Source organism: Conexibacter stalactiti, assembly GCF_033542075.1.
Classification (GTDB): Bacteria; Actinomycetota; Thermoleophilia; order Solirubrobacterales; family Solirubrobacteraceae; genus Conexibacter; species Conexibacter stalactiti.
In genome coordinates, this window is the sequence record NZ_JAWSTH010000002.1 from 106,753 (window position 1) to 129,742 (window position 22,990).

The 22,990-nt window shown below is 69.0% G+C and carries 22 protein-coding genes and 2 pseudogenes; 14 read left to right on the top strand and 10 right to left on the bottom strand.

All coding sequences use genetic code 11. From position 1 onward, the window contains the following. Nucleotide 1 precedes the first annotated feature (1 nt). From R7226_RS01755 to R7226_RS01775, 5 genes are read left to right on the top strand one after another with little or no spacing between them, the layout of a single operon-like run. The gene (locus R7226_RS01755) at nucleotides 2–745 is read left to right on the top strand and encodes an ABC transporter ATP-binding protein (protein WP_318595306.1); all 744 of its coding nucleotides are present in this window, start codon (nucleotides 2–4) and stop codon (nucleotides 743–745) included. Next, nucleotides 742–1,992 carry a cytochrome P450 gene (locus R7226_RS01760; RefSeq protein ID WP_318595307.1) on the top strand — a complete coding sequence of 417 codons (1,251 nt, stop codon included), beginning with the start codon at nucleotides 742–744 and terminating at the stop codon, nucleotides 1,990–1,992. Before R7226_RS01755 ends, R7226_RS01760 begins: the two co-directional genes overlap by 4 nt. A gap of 18 nt (nucleotides 1,993–2,010) precedes the next feature. Next, a complete protein-coding gene (locus R7226_RS01765; RefSeq protein WP_318595308.1) occupies nucleotides 2,011–2,799 on the top strand; it encodes an HpcH/HpaI aldolase family protein in 789 nt (262 codons plus the stop codon). Continuing rightward, the gene (locus R7226_RS01770) at nucleotides 2,796–3,857 is read left to right on the top strand and encodes an NAD(P)-dependent oxidoreductase (protein WP_318595309.1); all 1,062 of its coding nucleotides are present in this window, start codon (nucleotides 2,796–2,798) and stop codon (nucleotides 3,855–3,857) included. Before R7226_RS01765 ends, R7226_RS01770 begins: the two co-directional genes overlap by 4 nt. Continuing rightward, nucleotides 3,835–5,049, top strand: coding sequence for an NAD(P)/FAD-dependent oxidoreductase (locus tag R7226_RS01775; protein WP_318595310.1), 1,215 nt, complete (start codon nucleotides 3,835–3,837; stop codon nucleotides 5,047–5,049). Before R7226_RS01770 ends, R7226_RS01775 begins: the two co-directional genes overlap by 23 nt. Nucleotides 5,050–5,078: 29 nt before the next feature. Here the strand turns inward: R7226_RS01775 and R7226_RS01780 are convergent, their stop codons facing one another. Then, nucleotides 5,079–5,540 carry an Lrp/AsnC family transcriptional regulator gene (locus R7226_RS01780; RefSeq protein WP_318595311.1) on the bottom strand — a complete coding sequence of 154 codons (462 nt, stop codon included), beginning with the start codon at nucleotides 5,538–5,540 and terminating at the stop codon, nucleotides 5,079–5,081. Nucleotides 5,541–5,652: 112 nt separating this feature from the next. On the opposite strand from R7226_RS01780, the gene R7226_RS01785 reads away from it, so the two are divergent. Further along, a complete protein-coding gene (locus tag R7226_RS01785) occupies nucleotides 5,653–7,989 on the top strand; it encodes a transketolase-like TK C-terminal-containing protein (protein WP_318595312.1) in 2,337 nt (778 codons plus the stop codon). A 15-nt stretch (nucleotides 7,990–8,004) separates the two neighbouring features. Then, nucleotides 8,005–9,318 (top strand): dihydrolipoamide acetyltransferase family protein, encoded by a 1,314-nt coding sequence (locus R7226_RS01790; protein ID WP_318595313.1) that lies wholly within the window; start codon nucleotides 8,005–8,007, stop codon nucleotides 9,316–9,318. A gap of 350 nt (nucleotides 9,319–9,668) precedes the next feature. Here the strand turns inward: R7226_RS01790 and R7226_RS01795 are convergent, their stop codons facing one another. Genes R7226_RS01795 through R7226_RS01805 form a run of 3 tightly spaced genes read right to left on the bottom strand, consistent with a single transcriptional unit; the run spans nucleotide 9,669 to nucleotide 12,460 of the window. Continuing rightward, nucleotides 9,669–10,571: a LysR family transcriptional regulator gene (locus R7226_RS01795; protein ID WP_318595314.1), complete on the bottom strand. Its 903-nt coding sequence runs from the start codon at nucleotides 10,569–10,571 to the stop codon at nucleotides 9,669–9,671. Between the two features lie 56 nt (nucleotides 10,572–10,627). Beyond that, the gene (locus tag R7226_RS01800; RefSeq protein ID WP_318595315.1) at nucleotides 10,628–11,434 is read right to left on the bottom strand and encodes a DeoR/GlpR family DNA-binding transcription regulator; all 807 of its coding nucleotides are present in this window, start codon (nucleotides 11,432–11,434) and stop codon (nucleotides 10,628–10,630) included. A 60-nt stretch (nucleotides 11,435–11,494) separates the two neighbouring features. After that, a complete protein-coding gene (locus tag R7226_RS01805; RefSeq protein ID WP_318595316.1) occupies nucleotides 11,495–12,460 on the bottom strand; it encodes a LysR family transcriptional regulator in 966 nt (321 codons plus the stop codon). A gap of 358 nt (nucleotides 12,461–12,818) precedes the next feature. On the opposite strand from R7226_RS01805, the gene R7226_RS01810 reads away from it, so the two are divergent. Further along, the gene (locus R7226_RS01810; RefSeq protein WP_318595317.1) at nucleotides 12,819–15,989 is read left to right on the top strand and encodes a glycosyl hydrolase; all 3,171 of its coding nucleotides are present in this window, start codon (nucleotides 12,819–12,821) and stop codon (nucleotides 15,987–15,989) included. A 239-nt stretch (nucleotides 15,990–16,228) separates the two neighbouring features. On the opposite strand, the gene R7226_RS01815 is transcribed toward R7226_RS01810, so the two are convergent. Further along, complete coding sequence (locus R7226_RS01815) at nucleotides 16,229–17,146, bottom strand: SDR family NAD(P)-dependent oxidoreductase (RefSeq protein ID WP_318595318.1); 918 nt, start codon at nucleotides 17,144–17,146, stop codon at nucleotides 16,229–16,231. Between the two features lie 11 nt (nucleotides 17,147–17,157). Continuing rightward, nucleotides 17,158–18,225 (bottom strand): zinc-binding alcohol dehydrogenase family protein, encoded by a 1,068-nt coding sequence (locus R7226_RS01820; RefSeq protein WP_318595319.1) that lies wholly within the window; start codon nucleotides 18,223–18,225, stop codon nucleotides 17,158–17,160. A 107-nt stretch (nucleotides 18,226–18,332) separates the two neighbouring features. Here R7226_RS01820 and R7226_RS01825 point away from each other — a divergent pair, with 107 nt between their 5' ends. Beyond that, entirely contained in the window at nucleotides 18,333–19,142 is an 810-nt protein-coding gene (locus R7226_RS01825; protein WP_318595320.1) for a helix-turn-helix transcriptional regulator, read from the top strand. A gap of 22 nt (nucleotides 19,143–19,164) precedes the next feature. Here the strand turns inward: R7226_RS01825 and R7226_RS01830 are convergent, their stop codons facing one another. After that, entirely contained in the window at nucleotides 19,165–19,344 is a 180-nt protein-coding gene (locus R7226_RS01830; RefSeq protein ID WP_404827745.1) for an SDR family oxidoreductase, read from the bottom strand. Between R7226_RS01830 and R7226_RS01835 the strand changes: the two genes are divergently transcribed. Then, nucleotides 19,290–19,577, top strand: coding sequence for a TetR family transcriptional regulator C-terminal domain-containing protein (locus R7226_RS01835; RefSeq protein ID WP_404827746.1), 288 nt, complete (start codon nucleotides 19,290–19,292; stop codon nucleotides 19,575–19,577). The genes R7226_RS01830 and R7226_RS01835 overlap by 55 nt on opposite strands. 58 nt (nucleotides 19,578–19,635) lie before the next feature. On the opposite strand, the gene R7226_RS01840 is transcribed toward R7226_RS01835, so the two are convergent. Continuing rightward, nucleotides 19,636–19,968, bottom strand: coding sequence for an EthD domain-containing protein (locus R7226_RS01840; protein ID WP_318595323.1), 333 nt, complete (start codon nucleotides 19,966–19,968; stop codon nucleotides 19,636–19,638). Between the two features lie 46 nt (nucleotides 19,969–20,014). Continuing rightward, the gene (locus tag R7226_RS01845) at nucleotides 20,015–20,428 is read right to left on the bottom strand and encodes a VOC family protein (protein ID WP_318595324.1); all 414 of its coding nucleotides are present in this window, start codon (nucleotides 20,426–20,428) and stop codon (nucleotides 20,015–20,017) included. 77 nt (nucleotides 20,429–20,505) lie between these two features. Here R7226_RS01845 and R7226_RS01850 point away from each other — a divergent pair, with 77 nt between their 5' ends. Beyond that, complete coding sequence (locus tag R7226_RS01850; protein WP_318595325.1) at nucleotides 20,506–21,132, top strand: TetR/AcrR family transcriptional regulator; 627 nt, start codon at nucleotides 20,506–20,508, stop codon at nucleotides 21,130–21,132. 86 nt (nucleotides 21,133–21,218) lie between these two features. Here the strand turns inward: R7226_RS01850 and R7226_RS01855 are convergent, their stop codons facing one another. Next, complete coding sequence (locus tag R7226_RS01855) at nucleotides 21,219–22,004, bottom strand: SDR family oxidoreductase (RefSeq protein WP_404827747.1); 786 nt, start codon at nucleotides 22,002–22,004, stop codon at nucleotides 21,219–21,221. A gap of 31 nt (nucleotides 22,005–22,035) precedes the next feature. Between R7226_RS01855 and R7226_RS31655 the strand changes: the two are divergent. The 3 genes and pseudogenes from R7226_RS31655 to R7226_RS31665 all read left to right on the top strand — a co-directional run. Then, nucleotides 22,036–22,581 (top strand): annotated as a pseudogene (locus R7226_RS31655) (cupin domain-containing protein); the annotation flags it as partial. A 38-nt stretch (nucleotides 22,582–22,619) separates the two neighbouring features. Then, a complete protein-coding gene (locus R7226_RS31660; RefSeq protein WP_404827748.1) occupies nucleotides 22,620–22,835 on the top strand; it encodes a helix-turn-helix transcriptional regulator in 216 nt (71 codons plus the stop codon). Beyond that, nucleotides 22,732–22,968 (top strand): annotated as a pseudogene (locus R7226_RS31665) (helix-turn-helix domain-containing protein); the annotation flags it as partial. The gene R7226_RS31660 and the pseudogene R7226_RS31665, both read left to right, overlap by 104 nt. Between the last annotated feature and the right edge of the window lie 22 nt (nucleotides 22,969–22,990).

The following is a 22,990-nucleotide window of genomic DNA, read 5'->3' on the forward strand; positions in this document are numbered from 1 at the left end:
GATGGACGAGGCGCCGACGGCGATCACGCCGCGTCCGCTGCTCGAGGTGGACGGTCTGCGCGGGGGCTATGGCCGCAAACAGGTCCTCTACGGCTGCGACCTGGCAATCGGTGATGGCGAGGTCGTCTCCCTCCTCGGGCACAACGGCGCCGGCAAGACGACGCTGCTCAACACGATCATCGGACTGCTGCCGATGCGGGACGGGAGCGTCCGGTTCGAGGGCGTGGACATCACGCGCTCGTGCTCCCCCGTCCGCAACAAGCAGCGGGGCATCTCACTGATCCCGTCCGAGCGCATGGTGTTCGGCACGCTCTCTGTCCTCGACAACCTTCGACTCGGAGCGACGCTCGAGCGCTCGGCCACACGACGCGCGGAGCGTTTGGAGGAGATGTTCGAGCTGTTTCCGATTCTGCGGGAGCGTGCGAGCCAGATGGCAGGCACGCTGAGTGGCGGGCAGCAGCGAATGCTGGTGATCGGTGTGACGCTGATGTCGTCGCCGCGCGTGTTGCTGCTCGACGAACCCTCTCTCGGCCTCGCGCCGGCCGCCGTGGACTCGGTCTTCGAGACGCTCGGTCGGCTCGCGCGCGAGCAGCAGCTCACGATCCTGCTCGTGGAGCAGAACATCGGCCCGGCGCTGAAGATCTCGGACCGCGTCTACACCATGCGGTCCGGCGAAATCCGGCGTGAGCTCTCCGCCACGGAGATGCTCGCGATGGATCGAACTCAATGGTGGGAGCTGCTGTGAACAAGACCCTCTTGAGCATCGACTCGCCCGTCGACTTCGAGTACGACCCGTACTCAGACGAGGCGTTGCGGAATCCGACGGAGCTCTACCGCGAGCTGCGCCGGCGGTATCCGGCCTATCCGCTGCCGCAGTACGACGCATGGGCGCTGTCGCGGTTCGATGACGTCTGGCTGGTCGGCGAGGACGCTGAGCGTTTCACGATGGACATCGGACCGGTCTTCGAGCCGGCAGCGCTCGAGCGCTCCAATGGTGGCGTTGCCCCGGAGCCGGCCGAGTTCACCTCGACCTCGTCGTTCTCCCAGCTCGATCCGCCGCTGCAGACGAAGCTGCGGCAGGGCCTGGGCGCGCCGTTGCGGCCGCGCGCGGTATCGCGGCTGGAGGAGTACATGCGGGAGCTCGCGCGCGAGCGGCTCGACGTGCTCGTCCCGCGTGGGGAGTTCGATCTGTACACCGAGTACGGAGGTGTGGTGTCGGCCGGGGTGATGTGCCGAGTGGTCGGCCTGCCTCGGGAACACGCGCCCCGCCTGCTGGAGCTCGTCAATGAGGGCCTGCGTCGGAAGCCCCCTGGCATCGCCGACGACACCGCGCAGTATCAGATCGAGATGCATCAGTTGCTTGTGGCGCGGGTGAACGCCCGGCGCGCGGAGTATCCCGATGGCGAGCCATCGCCTGCGATCGATGGTCTTCTCCGCACCGAGGTCGGCGGCCGCCCCTTGACCGACGATGAGATCGCGGTACAGCTCTTCGCGATCGTGTCGGGCGGCACCGAGACGGTGCCGAAGGTGGTGGCGCGCTGCCTGCTGGAGCTCTCCCGGCGGCCGGAGCAGCTGGCGGCGGTGCGCGCCGATCCGCCGGTCAACTGCGCCGCGGCCTTCGAGGAGGCCATGCGGTTCGGCGCGCCGCTGCAGTACGTCGGCCGCACCGCCAAGCAGGATGTGGAGATCGCGGGTGCCCATATCCGCGCGGGCCAACGGGTGTTCCTGCTCATCCCGGCTGCCAACCGGGACGAGCGTGAGTTCGCCCATCCGGACGAGTTCATCTGGAACCGGCCGATCGAGCGCCACTTCGCGTTCGGCCACGGACTGCACTTCTGCATCGGGGTCCACGTGGCACGACTCGAGGGACGCGTTCTCCTCGAAGAACTGCTCGCCCGGATTCCTTCCTTCCACCTCGACGAGTCGCGAGCCCTGATGCCGCCGTCGGACTTCCAGATCGGCTACGTCAGATTGCCGCTCGTCATCACCTGAACGAAAAGGGTCTTCCCAATGCCAGACACCTTCACCGCCTCAACGAACGCGTTGCGCGAGAAGCTCACGAGCGGCTCGCCAGTGTTCGGCACGTTCTGCTCGATTCCCCACGTGACGTCGGCCGAGGCGCTCGGTGGCGCCGGTTTCGATTTTGTCCTCGTCGACGCTCAGCATGGGGCGCCGACGTTCGACACGCTCGTCCAGCTCATCCCGGCGATCCAGCTCGGCGGCGCACCGTCGCTGATCCGCCTGCCGTGGAACGACCCGGCGCTGGCGATGCGCGCCCTGGACCTTGGCGCGGCAGGCGTGGTGGTGCCGCTGATCAGCACGCGACAAGATGCCGAGCGGGCCGCCACCGCATGTCGCTACCCGCCCTCGGGGATCCGCTCGTTCGGCCAGGTGCGCGGCCTGAGCTACGGCAGCACCGCAGCGACCAACGACGAGGTGCTGTGCATCGCGATGATCGAGACCGCAGAAGGTCTCGAGAACGCGGACGCCATCGCGTCGACGCCCGGCGTGGACGGCATCTTCATCGGGCCTGTCGACCTTGCGCTCTCGATGGGCCTCCCAGTGGATTTCACGCTCTCGGACCCGCGGCTGAAGGAGGCGATGACGGCGATCCTGGAAGCCGGTCAGCGCCACGACTGCCCCGTCGGGATGCCGCTGTTCGGGATCGGGATGGCGTCCGGCGCAATCGAGGCGGGCTACCGCTTCATGACCGCCGGCGGCGACGGAGGCTACATCCGCATGGGAGCGATGGGCGACATCACCAAGCTGCGCGAGATCGCGGACGGAGAGAACCGATGAGTACGAAGGTCTTTGTGATTCAGCCGACCATCCAGCCGGAGGCCGCAAGAGTCTTCGCCGGCCACGTTGAGCTGGTGGAGCCGCTGCGTGGCACCGACAACGACGGGAAGTACACGCCCGACGCGTTGGGCATGATCACGGCTGCCCTCCACGAGACGCTGCCTGAGATCCATGGCATCTTCGGCTACGGCCAGGTCACCGCCGACATGTTCGAGCGCGCGCCCCAGCTTCGCTGCGTCATGACACCGTCATCGGGAGCCGAGACGATCGACCTGGAGGCGGCGACCGCCCATGCGGTGCCTGTGATCAATGCCGCCGGCGCCGCGTATGTGCCAGTCGCTGAGCACGTGATCGGTCTGGCACTCTCGCTGCTGAAGCTGATCGCGCTGCCCGACCGAGAAGTTCACGCCACCGGTCACCAGCGCTCCAACGCCGACCTCATGCGCGCCGGACTCGTCCCCTCGGTGATGTGGCGGAAGACCATCGGAATCGTCGGATACGGCTTCATCGGCCGCAGCCTTGCGCAGAAATGCCTTCGCGGCTTCGACATGGACGTCATCGCGTACGACCCGTTCTTCGATCCGGTCGAAGCGGACATGCACGGCGTCCGCCTCGTCGACAACCTCGACGAGCTGTTGGCCACCAGTGACATCGTCTCCGTCAACAGCCCGCACACGCCGGAGACCGAACGACTGATCGACGCGCGCGCGCTCGGGCTGATGAAGAAGTCCGCGCTGCTGATCAACTGTGCTCGCGGCCCGATCGTCGACACGCAGGCGCTCGCCGACGCGCTGCGCGACGGCGTCATCGCAGGAGCCGGGCTCGACGTCACCGAGCCCGAGCCGCTGCCCGACAGCCATCCGCTGCTGAGCATGGACAACGTCGTGCTCACACCCCACATCGGTGGCGTCGCCAAGGAGTTCCTGCCTCGCATGGCCGAGCAGACAGCTCGCGAGGGCCTCGCGGTCCTCAACGGCCGGTTCGCCCATCACATCGTCAACAAGGCCGTCTGGCCCGCGTACCTCGAGCGGATGCGTGAGCGTGGTCTCGCAGCCTGACTCACCCCGCAGGGTGGTCATCGTCGGGGCGTCGCTTGCGGGGCTGCATGCCGCGAGGACGCTCCGTCAGGAGGGCTTCGACGGTCTGCTGACGATCGTCGGGGGCGAGCACCACCTTCCCTACGATCGACCGCCCCTGACCAAGCAGGTGCTGAGTGCCGGCTGGGAACTCGACCGCATCGATCTCAGCCGGGAAGAGGATGCGTCGCTCGCCATAGACTGGCGTCTCGGAACTCGCGCGACGAGCCTCGACACGCGCGCGCGGAGGATCGGGCTCAGCGACGGCAGCTCTGTCGCGTACGACGGTCTCGTCATCGCGACGGGCGCGACACCTCGCAGACTGCCGGGCACGCCCGACCTCGACGGCATCCACGTCCTGCGAACGCTCGAGGACGCCCTTGCGCTTCGTGCCGAGCTGGACGACATGCCCGGTCGTGTCGTGATCGTGGGAAGCGGGTTCGTCGGCGCAGAGGTCGCCGCCGCGTGCCGACTGCGCAACATCGACGTCACGATCGTCGAAGCCCTTCCAAGCCCGTTTGCGCGCGTACTCGGCACATCCGTGGGCGAGGCGTGCGTCGCGATGCACCGAGATCGCGGGGTGGACGTCCGCGGCCACGCCGCCGTCATGCACTACGACGGCGGCCGGCGCGTCGGCCGTGTGGTCCTGGCCGATGGCGAGGTGATCGAGGCTGACGTGGTCGTGGTGGGGATCGGTGTGCAACCGGAGACCGGGTGGCTCGAGGGCTCCGGACTCGACCTCACGGATGGGGTGCTCTGTGACGAGACCTGCTTGGCCGCTCCTGACATCGTCGCTGCTGGCGACATCGCGCGCTGGCCGAACCCGCGGTTCGGGCGGACGATGCGCGTCGAGCATTGGGACAACGCGATCCGTCAGGGCGAGCACGCGGCGCGGCGACTTCTCGGCAGGAAGGAACCGTTCGACCCACTCCCCTGGTTCTGGTCTGACCAGTACGACCGCAAGCTCCAGCTGGCGGGCGACCCGATCTCGCATGACGAGGTCGTCTTGCTGGAGGAGTTCGGCGACGCCGAGCGGCTGGTCGCGCTCTACCGACGCGGAGACCGCCTCGCCGCCGTCGCCGGCATCAATCGGTCACGTCGGGTGCTCGAGTTTCGGCGCCTCATCCAAGAAGGTGCGAAATGGACCGACGCGATCTCGGTCGCGTCCCGCTGACCGGAGGCGGCAGCACTCACGCGGAGTCCTCAGCGTCGGCTCCCGTGCGTCGGGGTCCATGTGCCCAGAACCATCAACGTCTTGGTACCGGTGACGTGCCGATTATGACGCAGCAGATCGATCACCCGCTTGAGGTCCTCAACGTCGTGGGCACGGACGAGGGCCAGGGCGTCGGGGTCGCCGGCAGTCGTGTAGAGCGTCTCCACCTCACTCACGCCGGCGGCGGCCGCGGCAATGGCGTCGACCTTCGTGCGGCCGTCGAAGCGCAGCTCGACAAACGCCTGCAGCGGGAGACCGATCCGCCCATGGTCCAGGACCGTCGTGTACCCGAGGACGAAACCGTCTCGTTCGAGCCGGTCGACGCGTCGCTTGACGGCCGGCGCAGAGATGCTGACCCGCTCCGCGATGTCGGCGAAAGTCCGCCGAGCGTCCTGCGTCAGCAGAGCGAGGATCTCGCGATCGGTCCCGTCGAAGTCTCCGATTGAGCTCATAGACGCAAGATTCTAACGTGAGAAGTGGGAATGACATCGATCTATTGCAGATTTATTTGGGATACCGGAGATCCGGTCGCGCGCGCGCACCGTCGCTCCTAACGTGGTCGGCATGTCCCAGGTCACCGAGATTTCGAAGTCCGCGGCGCCAGAGGAGCTGGCGGTGCTTGAGACCGTGCAGCGGAGGGTCCTTTGGCTGGCGACCTCGATCGTCCACTACGCCAACAAGGTGCGCGCAACCTCCTCGGGCGTGAAAGTCGGCGGTCATCAGGCGTCGTCGGCTTCGATGGTGAGCATCATGACCGCGCTGTACTTCCATCACCTGCGCGCACCCGACCGGGTCTCGGTCAAGCCCCATGCAGCGCCGGTGCTGCAGGCCATCAACTACTTGCTCGGGACGTTGGAGGAGCGCTACCTCACCGAGTTGCGCGCCTTCGGGGGACTGCAGAGCTATCCGAGCCGCATCAAAGATCCCTATCCCGTCGACTACTCGACAGGCTCGGTCGGTATCGGCGCAACGGCGACACTGTGGAGCACTCTCGCGCATCGGTACGTCGCGGGCCATTTCGACGTGCCCCAAGGCGGTCGGCAGGTGGCGCTGCTCGGCGACGCCGAGCTCGACGAAGGTGCGATCTGGGAGGCGCTCGTCGACCCCATGGTTCCGCGTCTCGGCGAGGTGATGTGGATCGTCGACCTCAACCGGCAGTCGCTGGACCGGGTCGTGCCTGACATCGCTGCCGGTCGCATCGGGCGGATGTTCGAAGCGGCCGGCTGGGAGACGATCACGCTGAAGTACGGGCGGCTGCTGCGCGAGCTGTTCGCCCGCGACGGTGGCGAGGCGCTGCGGCGTCGGATCGACGCGATGAGCAACGAGGAGTACCAGCGCCTGCTGCGCAGCCCAGTGGCCGAGCTGCGAGAGCGCCTGCCGGGGGAGGGACGCGGACGCAGATCGGTAGAGCGGCTCATCGGCGAGGTCGATGACGACGAGTTGGGCCGCGCTGTCCGCGATCTTGGGGGCCATGACCTCGCGGACCTGATCGACGCCTACGCTCGCGCAGACAGCATGCCGGACCGGCCCTGCGTCCTCTTCGCCTACACGATCAAGGCATGGAATCTGCCAACCCAGGGCCACCCAGCCAACCATTCGGCGCTGCTCTCGACGGCGCAGTGGGAGCAGCTGGCGAGAGCGTTGAACGCCGATGCTGGCGATCCGTGGGCGCGGTTTGCCGGTGACAGCCTCGAGCGGGAGATGTGCGAGCGGGCTGCTGAACGGCTGCGACGGGAGCCGCGGGAGCGGCGCCGACTGCCCGAGGTGCCGGTCGCCACCGACCGCGCGCACGCTGGCATGGCGTCCACGCAGCAGGCGTTCGGACGCTTCTTCTCGGACCTCGCGCACGCCGCACCCGACGTCGCGGCGCATGTCGTGACCGTCAGCCCCGACGTCGCGTCTTCGACCAACCTGGGTGGTTGGATCAATCGCGTCGGTGTCTGGCATCCCGGCGAGCGCGTCGACTGGTTCGCCGACGACACCGACACGCTCGTCAGATGGCGAGAGTCTGAGCACGGCCAGCATGTCGAGCTGGGAATCGCAGAGGGCAACCTCGTCGGCCTGCTCAGCGAGCTGGGCACGACCTGGTCGCGTGACGGGCAGCCGCTGCTGCCGATCGGGACGATCTACGACCCCTTCGTGAGCCGCGCGCTGGAACCGTGGTCGTTCGGGATCTACGCCGGCGCGCAGGCAATCCTCGTCGGAACGCCTTCCGGTGTCACGCTCGCCCCTGAGGGAGGCGCACACCAATCGATCGGGACGCCTTCGATCGGGATCGAGCAGCCGAGATGCGTCGCCTGGGAGCCTGCGTTCGGCCAGGACCTCGAATGGACCCTGCTGCACGCGCTCGGCCGCCTCGGCCGCTCGGGCGGCAGCTCCGCGTACTTTCGTCTCAGCACTCGACCTGTGGACCAGCGGCTCGCGGCCGTGCCCGACGATCCGGCTGCTCGGGAGCAGCGACGGCGTGCAGTCCTGGCGGGCGGTTACACCGTGCGCTATGCCGACGGACCGCCGCACGCGACGTTGATCGGGATGGGCGTGATGATGCCCGAACTCCTCGGAGCGGCCGACGAGTTGACCGCCTCTGGGATCGAGGTCGACGTGATCTGCCTCACATCGGCAGACCTCGTCTTCCGCGCTCTGCAGGCGCGTCGCGGACTCGCCGACGGCGAGGACGCGATTCTCGACGCCCTGTTGCCGGCGGAACGCGCGGCGCCGTTGATCACCGTCCTCGACGGCCATCCACACACCCTCGCTTTCCTCGCAGGCGTCAACGGCTCGCCGATCTCCTGCCTCGGTGTGCAGGACTTCGGCCAGTCAGGCGACGTCGAGGACCTCTATCGCCACTTCGGGATCGACGTCGAGACGATCGTTGGCGCGACCCTCGACATGCTCGGTTGAGCACGGAGACCACGCATGACGCAGATCACGATGCCAAAGCTCTCCGATTCGATGATCGAGGGCACGATCCTCAGCTGGCTGATCGAGGACGGGCAGCTGGTCGCCCTCGGCGATGAGCTGGTCGAGATCGAGACAGACAAAGCGACGGTGACCTACGAGGCCGAGGGGGAAGGGACGTTACGGATCGTCTCGCCCGTCGGGACGTCAGTGGCCGTCGGCGAGGTCATCGCACAGCTCGACGAAGTCCCTGCAGGCAGCTTGGTCCAGGAGGCAGGGGAGACGCCCGCGATCCCCGAACCCGTTCGGCCTACGGCGGTCCGTTCAGGCGCCCAGAGCGCCCCGGCCTCCGTGGCGGCAGTGGAGGCGTCCGCTCCCGACCTCGTCGTCCGCGCAACGCCGCTGGCACGACGTGCGGCTCACGCCCACGGCGTCGTGCTCGAGGGAATCGAAGGAACTGGTCCGCGTCGCCGGATCGTCCGCGCTGACGTGTTCCGCGTTGCCGGCCTGATGCTGCCCGATCCGGTTGTGCCTGAGCCCGCCGGGCCGCCCGCCGAGGCTGCCGGAGCAGCCCCGGTAGCTGAGACTGCGCCGTCGGCGAACGGCCTCACGGCCTCTGGCGCCGCCGCGCCGAACGCGGTCGCGGATCCGACAAGGCGCGAGCTGACGCGGTTGCAGCGCGTGGTCGCGAAGCGCATGGCCGAGGCGAACTCGACGGTTCCCCACTTCCAGGTCCAGACCGAGGTGACGCTCGACAGCGTGATCGCGCTGCGCGCGCAGCTGAAGCAGAGCGCCGGCGCGGAGACAGTCGTGCCGTCGATCAATGACCTGGTGGTCAAGGCATCTGCACTCGCGCTCCGCCGCCACCCCCTCGCCAACGGCAGTTTCCGCGACGACGGGCTCCAGCTGCACGAGCGGGTCAACGTCGGCGTCGCCGTCGCTGCCGAGGGCGCGCTCGTGGTGCCGGTCATCAGAGACGCCGACGTCAAGTCGGTCGGGCAGATCGCACGCGAGACGCGCGCGCTGGCCGCGCGCGTGCGGGACGGCTCGAGCACGCCCGAGGATCTCGACGGCGGCACATTCACGGTTTCCAACCTCGGCATGTTCGGCATGACGGCGATCTGGCCGGTCGTCAACCTTCCGCAGGCGGCGATCCTCGGTGTTGGCGCTGCAAGGGAGGTGCTTCGACGCCGCGACGGCGAGATCGTCGACGCGACAATGTTGACGCTCACGCTCTCATGCGACCATCGCATCCTCTACGGAGCCGATGCCGCTCGCTTCCTCGCCGACATCGGGCAGATGCTCGAGCGGCCGCTGGAGCTCGCGTTGTGAGCGAGTGCGAGGTCTCTCGCCGCCTTCTGGCGGCGGCCGTGATCGTTGAGCGCGTCGAGGTCGAGGCCGTCGATTCAGGGCTCGTGGTTGGCGTTCGTCTCAACGCGACGCTCGTGCGAGCCCGCGCCGAGCAACAGGGGATCCCTGACGACTCCATCGGGGCAGCTGCCCGGGATCCCCGGGTTCAGCGGGTGTTGAGCGACGCGGTTGAGCGGGTCAACGGCGCCGTCAGAGGCTCGCAGCGAATCGTCGCTCACCGGATCACGCCGATGGTCGAAATGGATGATCATGCAACGTCACGTGACCGAAGTAGACGGAGACCCGTCGCGACCGAGTAGCCGAAGGCGCCGTCAGGTCTTGATCCCGTCGTGCGCAGCCGCTGCCAGGAGCTCGCTGCGAAGGGTCGATGCGGCGGCGGGAAGCGCTCGGTTGGTGGGCGTCAGCAGGACGAGTCGCACCGGTGGCGCGTCGGGTGCATCAAGTGGCAGGGCTTTGAACTCGTCGGGGTGGAGCGTTGCGACGGCCGGGACACCGAGACCGACTGCAGTTCCTCGTCGCAGCGCGCTGAGCGTGCTCTCGTAGCCGTCGACTTCGAGGACGATGGTGGGCTTCAGCCCGATCGCGTCGCAGACCTGGTCCATCAGACTGCGGAACTGGTCGCCGAGAGGCCGTCCGATGAACGGCTGGTCGCGGATGTCGTCGACGGTCACGCGCTCCTGCGCGGCGAGTGGGTGAGTGGTCGAGAGCAGCAGCACATACGGCTCGCTGCGCAGAGTGTCGGAGCGCACGCCGGCGGGAGGGGCCTCGACGGTGATCGTGAGCCCCATGTCGAGGCGCCCAGCGAGGATGGCCGCCGACATCGGGCGGATGCTGAGATGCTCGATGAGCGTGATCCGGACCGCGGGATGACGGCGGCGGAAGTCATCGATGACGTTCGGGACGTCGAGGTCGAACGCGAAGACTGACGATCCGAGGCGCAGCGTTCCACCGGTTCCCTGCGCCACCGAGCGAAGTTCGCGCCATGTCTCGTCGAGCGCGTTCAGCGCTTCCGTTGCATGTGGAAGAAGGGCGGCGCCTGCGTCGGTGAGGGTCAGCGGGCGCGTTCGCGTGAACAGCTGGGCGCCAAGCTCGCGCTCGAGCTTGGTGACCGCCGCAGACACCGTCGGCTGTGTGAGACCGAGCCGATGCGCGGCGGCGGTGAAGTTCCCTTCCTGGGCGCTGGCGACGAAGGCGCTGAACTCGGCGCGATCCATACGTGCAGGCTACGGCCTCATCCCGCCGGATGCCGGCGTGACGGGGCGGGCAGCCATCAACCGGCTCGCGTCTGGATGCCGAGTTCCAGCACCGTGGCGCGACAGGCGTCGCTGACGTCGTCGGCCACCAACGCAACGGCGCTGGTGGGCGCGACGGGCAGGCGGTGGCCCGCTTCAGCGACCGTCGTCGTCGAGTCGATGAGGACAAGAGCCTCACGCGAGTGCTCCAGCATCGCGCCTTTGACGGCAGCCACCTTCGGGTCTCGTTCGAGCAGACCGAAGGGATTCACCGCATCACATCCGATGACGGCGCGATCGACGAAATGACGTTTGAGGGCGTCCACGGCGACACGCCCGACGAAGGTCTGAGTGACAGGTCGAAACGCGCCTCCGGCAAGGACGATCGTCGTATCGTCCCGACCGCGGTCCATCAGCAGCGCAGCGATCGCCAGCGACGTCGTCACGACGTTGATCTGGACGCGTCGATTGACGATCTCATGGGCGACCGCCAGCGCGGCCGCCGAGCCGTCGACGAAGGCGGTCTCGTTGGGCTCCAGAAGGCTGACAGCTGCTGCGGCAAGCCTCCTGCTGGCGACGTTCGCCCCCGTCGGTCGGCGTGAGCCGCGCCTTGGGGGCAACGCGCGCAGCACGATTCCACCGTGTGTGCGCGTGGCGAGTCTTCGTCGAGCGAGCTCGTCGAAGTCGCGCCGGACCGTGACCGAGGAGACTGCGAAACGCGCGGTGACATCGGCCACCGTTAGCGTGCCCGACTCGCGCAGCATCCGTTCGATCTTGATGATCCGGAGGCCAGCGGGCCGCCGGTCGCGGCTGGAAGTGGAGGTTGTCGGTCGGAGGCTGCTCATGTGCGGTCCGGGCAGCTGGCGCGCGGACCGGTCAACGGTACGGCGGGAACACCGGCTCGTTCAACGGGGGTCTACGCGATGCTCGCCATAGCCATCCAGCATGCCGGCGCCGAGTCGGCGGCCGCGCTTTCTCCTCGTGGCCTCGACGATGTCGTCGAGCAGCTCGTTTGCTGCCGGCGACAGCGGGCGGGCTGAGGAAGTGACCGCGCGCAGGGTCGCCGGCGGCAGGTCGGCGTCGACGGTGAGGAGCCGTATGCCAGGACCGGCTGCTGCTGAGAGCGCTTCGGGAAGGATCGTGACGACCTCACCGGCGCGGACGAGTCCCACCAGCATGTCGAGGTGGTGCACTTCGCAGACGATCGGCGCGGGGACGTCGATCTGGGCGAGTAGCACGGCGAGGTCCGACGGTTCTGAGTGGCCGGATCTGAGTGCGACGAACTGCTCATTGGCGAGCGCGGCCGTCGGTACGCACTCGACCGTGGCCAGCGGATGGTCGGCGGCGACCCAGAGCCTGTATGCGTCGTTGGTGAGCGGAGCGACGCGGACCGCGCCCTGCACAGGAAGGACATCGGCCACGAGCGCGATATCGATCGCTCCGCTCCGGAGCAGTTCGGCGAGGGATCTGTCCGTCGCGTGCAGCTGCGAGGTACGCAACTCGACCAGCCGATGCCGTAGGCGGAACGCTGCCAGCACTGCACCGAGGTCGATCCCCGGCAGATAGGCCGAGGCGGCGATGCGGATCGTTCCCTGGTGGCCACCGAGTACGGCACGAACCGCTGCAGCGCCTGCGTCGGCGGCCGCAAGGCAGCGTCGCGCCCCGGGCAGGAGGGTCTCACCTTCGTGCGTCAGTTCGATCGCAGGCCCGGCACGGCGCAGGAGCTCTACGCCCAGCTCGGATTCCAGTCGCCGGATCGCGGCTGAGGCCGCTGGTTGCCCGACGCCGAGTCTGGCCGCGCCTACGGTGAAGCTGCCCGCGTCGGCAACAGCGACGAAGTACGCAAGTTGTTTGAAGTTCATCGCGGCCATCGACTTTGCCTATGGAAGGTATTGCACCGATCGCCCATGACTTTCACGGTACTCGACCATAAGCTCCCGTGACCGCTCACGAATGATCGTCGGTGGTGGTTGGTGAAGAGATCCGCGCACCCAGGTGCGCGGTGGAGGAGGAGAGATGGTGAGATCCAAGCGAGTCATGCTCGCGGTGGGCGCGGCTGTGACGCTCGGTTCCGTACCGCCGGCATACGGTGCTCCGTCGCCGCAGCCTGCGGAGCCGTTGGCATCCCCGGCGACGTTTCAGGCGCCGCCGAAGTCGGTGCGTCCGAGAATTCGCTGGTGGTGGGCGGCGCCGTACGACCTTACGGAGACGCGCCGCGAGCTGGACGCGATGGACAGAGCAGGATTCGGCGGCGCGGAGATCGCCTTCGACGCCGGCTCGTGGGCGAGCGCTGCGCAGCGCAACAACCTCACGGAGGCAATCGCGTTCGGCGAGGAGCGCGGCTTTCAGCTCGACATGACGATGGGCGCGTCGTGGCCCGTGAGAACGCCCAACACCAGAGCGGGCACGGGGCTCTCCTCACAGGAGCTGCAGTACGGCCGGATCGATCTCGATGGCGGCACGACGTTCAACGGCACGGTGCCGACACCGTTTGACGATCCGACCAACACGCGGGGCGCGAGACTCGTCGCCGTCGTCGCCGCTCGGGTGCTCGACGCCGGCCCAGCCGTCGTCAGACCGGACGAAGCGCCGGCGAGATCGACCATCCTCGCGCCGACCTCCCTGACCGATCTGACCGCCAGCATCGGGGCCGGCAACAGCCTGGTCTGGGACGTTCCGGATGGCGGCAGATGGATCCTCTTCGGGTTCTGGTCGCGTGACTCGGCGCAGGGCGTGATGGATCACTTCAGCGCCGATGCGGCCACCGCGGTGACGCAATACCTCGATGTCAACCAGATCGGTGAGGACAACTCGCGCCGGCTGCGCGCGGTCGGCGGCTCGTTCTTTGAGGACTCGCTGGAGATCGACGCCGCCGAGCTGTACTGGACGCCGAAGATGGCGCAGCAGTTCGAGCAGCGGCGTGGCTATGCGATGGCGCGATACCTGCCGCTGATGTTCGTGCAGGGGATGAATCGCTACTGGGTTCCCAACGAGGAGCCGACCCCGGACTTCGAGCTGCCTGACGGGCAGGGCGAGCGGATCCGCCGTGACTACTACCGCACCATCACCGACCTGTACGTGGACGAGCACCTGCCCACCTTTGCGGACTGGGCCCAGCAGCACGGAATGCAGTTCCGCTCGCAGGTCGCCTTCGGTCAGGACCTCGACGCGATCCGCAGTGCGCGCGAACTGGTGCGGATGGGCGGCATCGCGGACGAAGAGTCGCTCAACGCCGGTGACGTGCTGCCCTCCGACCAGACGAACCCGATGTGGCGCTTCGCGCTCGACCACCATCGCACGGTCGCCGGTGGCGTCCACCAAGGCGGTGGCCTGGAGATCAACAACGAGCTCGGCGCCGTCTTCAGACGCGCCTTCCACGTCGGCCTGCAGCAACTGAAGGGCATGCAGGACAAGGAATGGGCAGCCGGCACGACCCGTCCGATGGTTCACGGCTACGCGTACCAGACCGCTGGCGCCGCGTGGCCTGGCCGCCAACAGTTCTTCAGATACATCGCCGACAGCTGGAACGCCGATACCTATCCGCAGTGGAGACGCTTCAAGTCGCTCAACGACTACTGGGCACGCGGCACGCTCGTCCTTCAGAGCGGAATGGCTCGCACCGACGTCGCGATCTACCGTGACGGCTTCCTCACGACCGCTGCGCGTGGCGGAGGGGAGAGCGACTGGACCGTCACAAAGCAGCTGTTCGACGCGCAGGCGATCGAAGAGCAGGGCTACACGCTCGAGTACATCGACCCGGTCGGGGTGGCCGAGCGCCAGGCACAGGGCGACGGCGTGCTGTATCCCAACGGGCCGCGCTATCACGCGCTGGTGATCGACGAGCGCAGACTGCCGGCGGACGCCGCCGAGGCGATCGCCGACCAAGCCGAGCGAGGCCTCGCAGTGGTACTGGTCGGCGCGCTGCCCGACGCCGACACCAGCTACAAGAATCCCGGCCGCGGCGATACCCGCGTGCGGCAGGCGGTCGCGCGGATGCTGCGCGCTCCCAAGGTCGCGCGCGTCGCGACACAGGCAGATGCCGCCGGCGCCCTGCGCCAGCTCGGCGTGCAGCCCGCGGCGGCGTGGGACCGGCCGGTGCAGGTGTACTCGCAGCACCGGGACACCGCCGACGGTGACTACTTCTACCTCTACAACGCGACCGACAGAGCGGTCTCGTTCACTCCGTCATTCGCGACCGTCGGGCGGCCCTACTCGCTGGACTTGTGGGACGGATCGATCGACTCGGTCGTGCGATACGACGAGCAGGGCGGACGTACCAGCGTCCCCCTTACGCTGGCACCGCACGGCAACGCCGTGCTGGCGTTCCGCGCCGGAGAGCGGGCCGGCACGCCGCACGTCGTCTCTGCCGACGCCGACACGATCGTCCCGCACGGCGCGGGCGGCGCGGTCGAGCTGCGTGACGATCAGCCGGGTGCGCGCGAGGTTCGCTTCTCCAACGGTGAGATCCGCACCCCGACCGTTCCTGCCGCCGGCGATCCGATCGTCCCGAGCTCTTGGAGCGTGCACGTCGACGCCGTGAGCGCAGCCGGGACGACGCCGATCGACCTGCAACTCGACGGTCTGCGCGACTGGCGCCAGATCCCCGCACTCGCCACAGTCGGAGGCACCGCCACCTACACCACCAACGTCTCGCTGCCCGCCGGCTGGAGCACGGCCGATCGCGGCATGACGCTCGAGCTCGGACGGGTCGAAGGAGCGATCACCGTCCTGCTGAACGGCAGAGAGGTCGCGCCCGACGGCGTCGCCACCCGCAGCTACGACGTCACCGACCTGCTGAAGGCCGGCGAGAACGAACTGACGGTCAGACTCGCGTCGACACTTGCCAACCAACAGGCAGCTCTGCCCGGCTGGCCGAACATACCCGGGGTCTTCGTGATCGAGCCCCAGACCCAGGCGACCGGCCTCATCGGCCCCGTCCGTCTGGTTCCGTTCGGTCGCGCGGTCGTCGACCCGACTCCGGGGTCGCCGAGACCGCCGGTCGAACCGCCCAGACCGCCAGTCGAGCAGCCGAGACCTCCGGCTGGCAGAAGACCGTCGCGCGTAGCGGTCAGCGCGGCGAAGACGGTCCGGCTCGCAGGCTTGACCAAGCGCGGACTGCTTGTGACGGTGAGGCTGCCTCAGGGCGGCGGAGGCGTGACGGCGATGCTGTCGGCGAAGCTGCCGAGAGCGACGCGGACGAGCGTGCTTGCGCGCTCGAGCCGCAGCACAACGCGAGCGACGACAATCAGCCTTCGCCTGAAGGCCGGTCCGGCCGCCGCCAGACGCCTGCGTCTCGCGCTCGCCAAGCGCAGAAGCGTGAAGGCGAGCATCAGGGTCACCGCGAGAATCGTGGGCGCCAAGCCCACGACCCGAACGTTGCGGGTCACGATCCTCCGCTGACAGACACCGGCCGGGCGGGGTGAGACCCCGCCCGGCCGGTCTTCCGCTGGTTGGCGTGCAGTCTCCAGCTCACATTCATGAAGGGGCGACGGCGCGATGAGACGAGCGAGGCGGCCCGACAGGTTCCGTGACGAGATCATGGACCTGCGCTCGACGAGCACTGCTGCGAACCGCGCTGCGGCTGGCATTGGTCGCGTTGCGCGATTGGGCTGTCGCGCGGTCGGCCGCCTGAGCGCCGGCTACGGCTCGACGAGCTGCTCGGAGACCTCCCACAAGCGCTTGGCGTTCTGCGCGTCGAGCGCGTAGCGGGCGACGCCGCCGAGCGAGCCGGAGCGGGCGTCGAGGGTCTCCTGCTCGGCGCCGTCGTAGAAGTAGCGCCCGCCGACGCCGGCGAGCTCTGGCCGTGCGGCGAGCAGGAGCGACGTGGCGGCGCCCTGCTCGGCGCTCTTGATCAGCTCGGGCGGGACGCGGCCGCTGCCTCTGCCGCCGGTGTGGCGTTGGAGGTTGGTGTAGATCGCGCCTGGCATCAGCGCGTTGGCGACAATGCCGTCCGCGGCCCAGCGGCGCGTCGCTTCGACGGCGAAGAGGATGTTCGCGGTCTTTGACTGGCCGTAGGCCAGCCATGGGTCGTAGGGGCGAAAGCGGAAGTGGAGGTCGTCGAAGATGACGGGGGACACCTGGTGCCCCGTGGAGCTGACGGCGACGATGCGCGCGTCGCCGGCGGCCGCGAGCGCCGGGTGCAGCCAGAGCGCGAGCGCGAAGTGCCCGAGGTGGTTGGTCGCGAACTGCAGCTCCGCGCCGCGGGCGGTGCGCGTCTCGGGCGCGGCCATCACCCCGGCGTTGTTGACGAGGATGTGCAGCGGCCCGGCCCAGCTCACGGCGAAGGCGCGGACCGAGTCGAGGTCGGTCAGCTCCAGCGCCGCGACCGCGGGGGCGGGTCGGTGTGTCGTCGCGGCGATGTTGGCGGCGACGCGGGAGCCGGCGTCGAGGTCGCGCACGGCGAGGACGACGTCGGCGCCAGCGGCGACGAGCGCGCGGGCGGTCTCGACGCCGATCCCGGAGGCGGCACCGGTGACGACCGCGCGACGGCCCGCCAGGTCGAGGCCGTCGACGACGTCCAGGGCGGTCGCGTCGAAGCCAAAGGGGGTGACAATCATCGGCTCTCCTGTCAGCGGCCGGGGTTGATGGTGACGACGGCGCCCGTCGCGTCAGCGGCCGCGTCCATCGCGGCCGGCAGCTCAGACAGCGGGAACTCGCGCACTTCGAACGCCGCGAGGTCGAGCAGTCCCGCCGCGGTCAGCCGCAGCAGCTCGGCTGGGGCGCTGCGCGCGTACATGAACTGGCCGACGATCTCTCGGTTGGAGAGCATCAGCTGCGTGAGGTCGACCGGCAGCAGAGCGCTCGAACTGCCCATGAAGACGAGCCGTCCGCTGTCGTGCAGGGCGGCGAGCACGGCCGCGGTCGCGGCACTGTCGGTCGCGCCCCCGATCATGTCGATCGCGCAGTCCGCCCCGCCGCCGCAGGCAGCCCGCAGTGCCTCAGCGTCGGCGTGGACATCGCCGTTCAGCCGCACCGTCCGTACGCGCGGAAAGGCCGCGAGAGCGTCGAGCCGTGCGCGGTTGCGCCCGGCAGCCACCACGCGGGCGGCGCCGAGAGCGCGCGCTACCTGGACCGCCGCCCCGCCGAAGTCGCCGGTGGCGCCGTTGACGATCACGGTCTCGCCCGCGGCCATCCGCGCGCGCCGCAGGCCGCCGTAGGGGACGAGGCAGCGCAGCAACGGCGACAACGATGCGGACGAGAGGCCGGCGAGCTCGTCGGGCACCGGGGTGACCGTCGAAGCCGGCACGGCGGCAAGCTGCGCCATCGTGCCGGTGCGCCAGTCGTCGAGCAGCGGCTGCGCCTCGGGCCGGGCCGTCATCGACAGCAGCGCTTGGGCCGGCTCGGGCACGTTCTCGGCGACGACGGCATGACCGGTTGCGAGCACGCGCTGCCCGGGATAGATCCCGTAGACGCCGCTCCCGACGCGCTCGACCACACCGATGCCGCTGGTCCCCAGCGTGAACGGCTCGGCTGGTGGCAGATAGCCCGGCAGGCCGCCGCGCACGTACTCCCGCAGGTAGCTGACGACCAACGCCGCTTCGCTGCGGAGCACAACCGCGCCGTCACGTGCGGCCGGCTCCTGGACGTCGGCGAGCGACAGGCCGCCGGTCGACATTCTCAATTCCCATGCTTGCATGGCAGCCATGATGAGCAGGCGTACCAGCCTGGTATAGAGTGGCGTTTACACTGGTACCATTGCCACCACCACCAGGCTCCAGCGGGTCTGCTTCGATGAGCGACGTCGTGCAACGCAAAGAGCTCGCGAGCTTCCTCCGCGCCCGCCGTGAGGCGTCCGACCCGATCGCGCTGGGCCTCGACCCCGGCACCCGGCGCCGCACGCCTGGGCTGCGGCGCGAGGAGGTCTCCCAGCTCTCCGGCGTGAGCGTCACGTGGTACACGTGGCTGGAGCAGGGGCGCGACATCACGGTCAGCCGTCAGGTCGTCGAGAGCCTCGCGCGCGCCTTGCGGATGCCCGCCGCCGAGCGCGAGCACCTCTTCACGCTCGCCGGCCACGTGCTCCCGCCCGAAGCGGACAGTGCGCAGCCGGTCGACGACACTTTGCGGCGACTCGTCGACGAGCTCGCCCCGAACCCGGCTTGCGTCGTCGGTCGCTGGTGGGACGTGCTCGCCGCCAACGACGCCTACGTCGCCATCTCAGGACTGGACCTCGACGGGCCGCCGGCCGAGCGCAACCTCGTCTGGCGGACGTTCACCCACCGCCGTCCGACCGACCTCTACGTCGACTGGGAGGACGAGGCGCGGCAGCTGGTCGGCCAGCTGCGCGTGCAGCTCGCCCGCCATCCCGATGACGCGCGCGGGCCGGCGCTCGTCGACGCGATCTCGCGCGCCGACCCGCGCTTCGTGCGGTTATGGGACGAGCAGACCGTCCGCCGGCCCCACAGCGCACGCAAGCGCTTCCAGCACTCGAGACTCGGCCGGCTGCACCTCGACTACGTCAAGCTCGCCGCCGACGGCGACAACAGCCTGCTCGCCTTTCTCCCTGGAGACGAGCCGACCGCGGCCTCGCTCCGGCGCCTGCGCCGCACGGCCTGACCACGGGTTCCAGTCCCATCGATCAAAGCGCCGACGCGCCGCCGTCGACCGACAGGATCGACCCGTGAACGTTTGCCGCGCGGTCGCTGGCCAGGAACAAGACCGCCTGAGCGACCTCGTCGGGAGCTTTCGACGCTGATCTCGCAGATCGGGCGAACAAGTCCCGCAGCCAAGACGGTGACCGGCGAGCTGCTGCGCCAATGGGAAGCCCATCTGAACGCCGGCGTCCGCGCCATGCAAGCCAGCGGGCTCGTCGACGCGGAACTCGACCCCCAGCGTACTGCCAGCGCGCTCGTCGCAGCGATCCAGGGCGGCGTCGTGATCATGCTGGCCACCGGAAGTAGCGACCACCTGGAATCGGCGATCGATCTCGTCTTGGACCATCTTCGCTGCGGCGTGGGAGCTGCCGGGCCGCCCGCGGACGCTGTCGTCTAGCGACGAGCTCGAAGCGGGCCGCTGACGTCGGCGCCGGCTGGCAGCGCCGTCGCAGCGATCACACGAGCTTGAGCGTGCGGTCGACCACCGCCGAGTGCACACCCACCGAGCTGTCGAGCATGTACCCCTTGCGCAGCTCGTGGGCCTTGGCGTAGCTGTCGGAGGCGAGCGCCTCCCGCATCGCCTCCGGCGAGTCGAAGCTGATCTGGACGATCGCGTCGATCGGTGGCTCGGCGGAATCGGTCGCGAGGTCGCTGAGGTAGTGGTGGACGTATGAGCGGGTCTGCGGCAGCGCCACGTACGTAGGCCCGTAGTCGAATTCCATGAAGCGTCGGAAGGCCTCGGTCGTGACCTCAGGACGCTTGCGAATGACAGTCAGCAGCGTGTACACGGATGTCCTTGTTCTGTGGGGTGTGAGGGTCGTCGTCGCGATGCGTCTAGGCGGCGGGTTGGATCAGCTCGAGCAGGTTGCCTTCCGGGTCCTTGACGTAGGCGAAGCGCGCGCCGGGCCGGACCGCGGGCGCCGGCGGCGAGACCGCGTCGGCGCCGGCGCGCAGGACGGCGGTGTAGACGGCGTCGAGGTCCTCGACGTTGAGCGCCCAGTGGAAGTAGCCCTGGATGCTGGCGCCGTCGAGGGGGTCGGCGAACTCCTGCGGCGTCGAGCCGCCGCGCTCGACGAGTTCGAGCTTGAGACCGTCCGCGCTGCGAAGGATCGCCGTTCGGACCTGGGCCTCGGGCAGCTCGAACGTCTCCTCGGTCTCGGTCAGGCCGAGCGCCCGCGCGTAGAAGCGTCGCTGTGCGTCGAGGTCGCCAACCGAGAGTCCGACGTGGTCGAGGTGCGGTGCCGTCATGCGGCCTCCTGTGCGGTGTTAATGCTGTTCACATGGCACAGGATAGCCGACATTGTGAGTCGCGTTAACATCGTGGCATGACGCCCAAGCCCGACCCCCGGCGCCGCTACCACCACGGAGACCTGCGCAATGCGTTGGAAGCGGCGGCGCTGGAACTCGTCGCGGAGCGCGGCCCGCACGGCTTCACGCTGGCCGAGGCCAGCCGCCGAGCGGGCGTGAGCGTCGCAGCACCGTTCCGTCACTTCGCCAATCGCGAGGCGCTGCTGGCCGCGCTGGCCCTGCGCAGCTTCGCCGAGCAGGAGCGACGGTTCGCGGACGCCGTCAGCGCGGCGGCGGAGCCCGTCGCGCAGCTCGCGGCGTTCGCCGCGGCCTACGTCCAGTTCGCGATCGACGAACGCGCCCTGTTCGACATGACCTTCGGCGCCGACATCGACAAAGCCAGCTATGCCGAGCTGGAGCAGGCGGGACAGCGCGTCCTGGACGTCATCCTTGCTCCGGCGCTCCGCCTGTGCCCCGACCCGCGCGCCGCGCTTGAACTCGTCTACGCGGTTGGGGCGGTGGCGCACGGCTACGCCGCGTTCCTGCGCGAGGGGGTCCTGGGCATCGACCAGGAGGCGGGGGTGCGGGCGATGCACGGCGCGGCCCGAGGCGCCGAAGCGCTCGCCGAGGCGTTGGCGGACGGCGATCGTCCCATGAAGCTCTGACGGGTGGCGACCGCGGCGTGCTCTCAGGCGTGCTCATGCGAGCCCCCTTGCTCAAGGCGATACTCGCGGCGGCACAGCAGCGGCTGCTAGATCGCGCCACCGTTGGCGTAGAGGATCTGGCCGTTGATCCACCGACCGGGTCCGGCGAGGAACCGAACGACCGCAGCGATGTCGTCGGGAGCGCCCATTCGCTCCAGCGGCGACTGTCGGCGGATCTCCTCACGCACCGCTTCACGGCCGACCAGGAACGCATCGAGCATCTCGGTCTCGATCGCTCCGGGCGCCACCGTGTTGACCGTGACGTCCCGCCCATCCAGTTCGCGGGCGAGCAGAAGCGTCAGCGCCTCGACGGCGCCCTTGCTCATCGTGTACGCGGCGTTGCCCGGTCGCGCGAAGCGGGTGACAGAGCTGGAGAAGGTGATAGTCGCCCCGCCGCGACTGACACGGCGTGCCGCCTGCTGCGCCACGACGAACGTTCCGCGGACGTTGGTGCGCAGCACGGCGTCGAGCTCATCGAGGTCGAAATCAGCGACCGTCCCCAGCGGCATGATGCCCGCGGCGTTGACCACGACGTCGACGCCGCCATGGTCGCGCTCGACGGTTTCGAACAGCGACGCGATCGCCAGCTCGTCGGCGATGTCGGCGCGCACCGCAGAAGCGGTCCCGCCTGCCGCCGTGATGGCGGCGACCGCCTCATCGGCGGCCCCCTGGTTGCCGACGTATGCGATCACGACGGCGCAGCCGTCCGCGGCGAGCGTCTCGGCGACCGCTCGGCCGATGCCGCGAGAGCCGCCGGTGACGATTGCAACGCGAGTGGGTGTTTGGTCCAGGTCACCATGATGCGACCACCGATCCGAACTGTGAATAGGCATCCGTCCCGAAAACTCGTGCGAAAGTACGAGCATGGTCGATGACCCGCTGTCAGACGCCCTGGCTTTGGTAGACGCTCGCTGCGTCGTCTCAGGCGCGTTCTCGGCCGCCGGCACCTGGGCGCTGCGCTTCGCCGCAGAGTCGCGGCTGAAGCTGACCGCTGCCGTTCGGGGCTCCTGCTGGGTGATCGTCGACGCGGCCGGCGAGCCAGTGTTTCTGCGGGCTGGCGATGTGGCTGTGATCAACCGCCACGATCGGCTCGTCCTTGCCAGCGACCGCGAGCCGAGGACGACGCCACGGGAGGCCCATCCCCTGTTCGTCCGGGCTGGCCGGTCGATGCTCCGGCTGGGCGCGGCCGAGGAGAGCGTGATCGTCGGTGCCCACGTCGACGTCGACCACGGCGGCGACGACCTGCTGCTCGCATCGCTGCCGGCGGTGACGAAGATCGGCACCGACCAGCCAGAGGCGCCGGTCATCGCCTGGCTGCTCGATCGGCTCCTGTCCGAGACGATCGCCGGCCGTCCAGGTGCGGTGTTCGCGACGCGCCAGCACGCCCAGCTGCTCTTCGTCGAGGTCCTCCGTGCATGCCTGCGCGAGCCAGCGGCGTTTCCGAACGGATGGCTGCGCGCGCTCAGCGACCCCGCCTCGCGCCAGCGCTTCGCAGCATGCACAGCGACCCCGCCCGACGATGGCACGTCGAAGACTTGGCCCAGGCCTGCGGGATGTCGCGCACGACGTTCGAAACGCGCTTCAAGGCGGCCGCGGGTATTCGCGCCGATGGCCTACCTCCACGCCTGGCGCATTCGTCTGGCCCAGCGCGCCCTGCGGGATGACGATGTCCCGATCGCCACGCTCACGACAATGCTTGGCTACGGGTCCGACAGCGCATTCAGCACCGCGTTCAAGCGCACGGTCGGGGTCGCTCCGCGTCACGACCGCGAGGCGACCACCGACCGCTCCGCGTGAGCTCGGCGGTTGATGGAGCGTG

Excerpts from the sequence above, each read along its gene's own strand:
- R7226_RS01755 (WP_318595306.1), top strand. The coding sequence starts at position 2 with ATGGACGAGGCGCCGACGGCGATCACGCCGCGTCCGCTGCTCGAGGTG.
- R7226_RS01765 (WP_318595308.1), top strand. The coding sequence starts at position 2,011 with ATGCCAGACACCTTCACCGCCTCAACGAACGCGTTGCGCGAGAAGCTC.
- R7226_RS01770 (WP_318595309.1), top strand. The coding sequence starts at position 2,796 with ATGAGTACGAAGGTCTTTGTGATTCAGCCGACCATCCAGCCGGAGGCC.
- R7226_RS01780 (WP_318595311.1), bottom strand. The coding sequence starts at position 5,540 with ATGAGCTCAATCGGAGACTTCGACGGGACCGATCGCGAGATCCTCGCT.
- R7226_RS01785 (WP_318595312.1), top strand. The coding sequence starts at position 5,653 with ATGTCCCAGGTCACCGAGATTTCGAAGTCCGCGGCGCCAGAGGAGCTG.
- R7226_RS01790 (WP_318595313.1), top strand. The coding sequence starts at position 8,005 with ATGACGCAGATCACGATGCCAAAGCTCTCCGATTCGATGATCGAGGGC.
- R7226_RS01795 (WP_318595314.1), bottom strand. The coding sequence starts at position 10,571 with ATGGATCGCGCCGAGTTCAGCGCCTTCGTCGCCAGCGCCCAGGAAGGG.
- R7226_RS01800 (WP_318595315.1), bottom strand. The coding sequence starts at position 11,434 with ATGAGCAGCCTCCGACCGACAACCTCCACTTCCAGCCGCGACCGGCGG.
- R7226_RS01805 (WP_318595316.1), bottom strand. The coding sequence starts at position 12,460 with ATGGCCGCGATGAACTTCAAACAACTTGCGTACTTCGTCGCTGTTGCC.
- R7226_RS01810 (WP_318595317.1), top strand. The coding sequence starts at position 12,819 with ATGGACAGAGCAGGATTCGGCGGCGCGGAGATCGCCTTCGACGCCGGC.
- R7226_RS01815 (WP_318595318.1), bottom strand. The coding sequence starts at position 17,146 with ATGATTGTCACCCCCTTTGGCTTCGACGCGACCGCCCTGGACGTCGTC.
- R7226_RS01820 (WP_318595319.1), bottom strand. The coding sequence starts at position 18,225 with ATGCAAGCATGGGAATTGAGAATGTCGACCGGCGGCCTGTCGCTCGCC.
- R7226_RS01845 (WP_318595324.1), bottom strand. The coding sequence starts at position 20,428 with ATGACGGCACCGCACCTCGACCACGTCGGACTCTCGGTTGGCGACCTC.
- R7226_RS01850 (WP_318595325.1), top strand. The coding sequence starts at position 20,506 with ATGACGCCCAAGCCCGACCCCCGGCGCCGCTACCACCACGGAGACCTG.
- R7226_RS01855 (WP_404827747.1), bottom strand. The coding sequence starts at position 22,004 with ATGCCTATTCACAGTTCGGATCGGTGGTCGCATCATGGTGACCTGGAC.
- R7226_RS31660 (WP_404827748.1), top strand. The coding sequence starts at position 22,620 with ATGGCTGCGCGCGCTCAGCGACCCCGCCTCGCGCCAGCGCTTCGCAGC.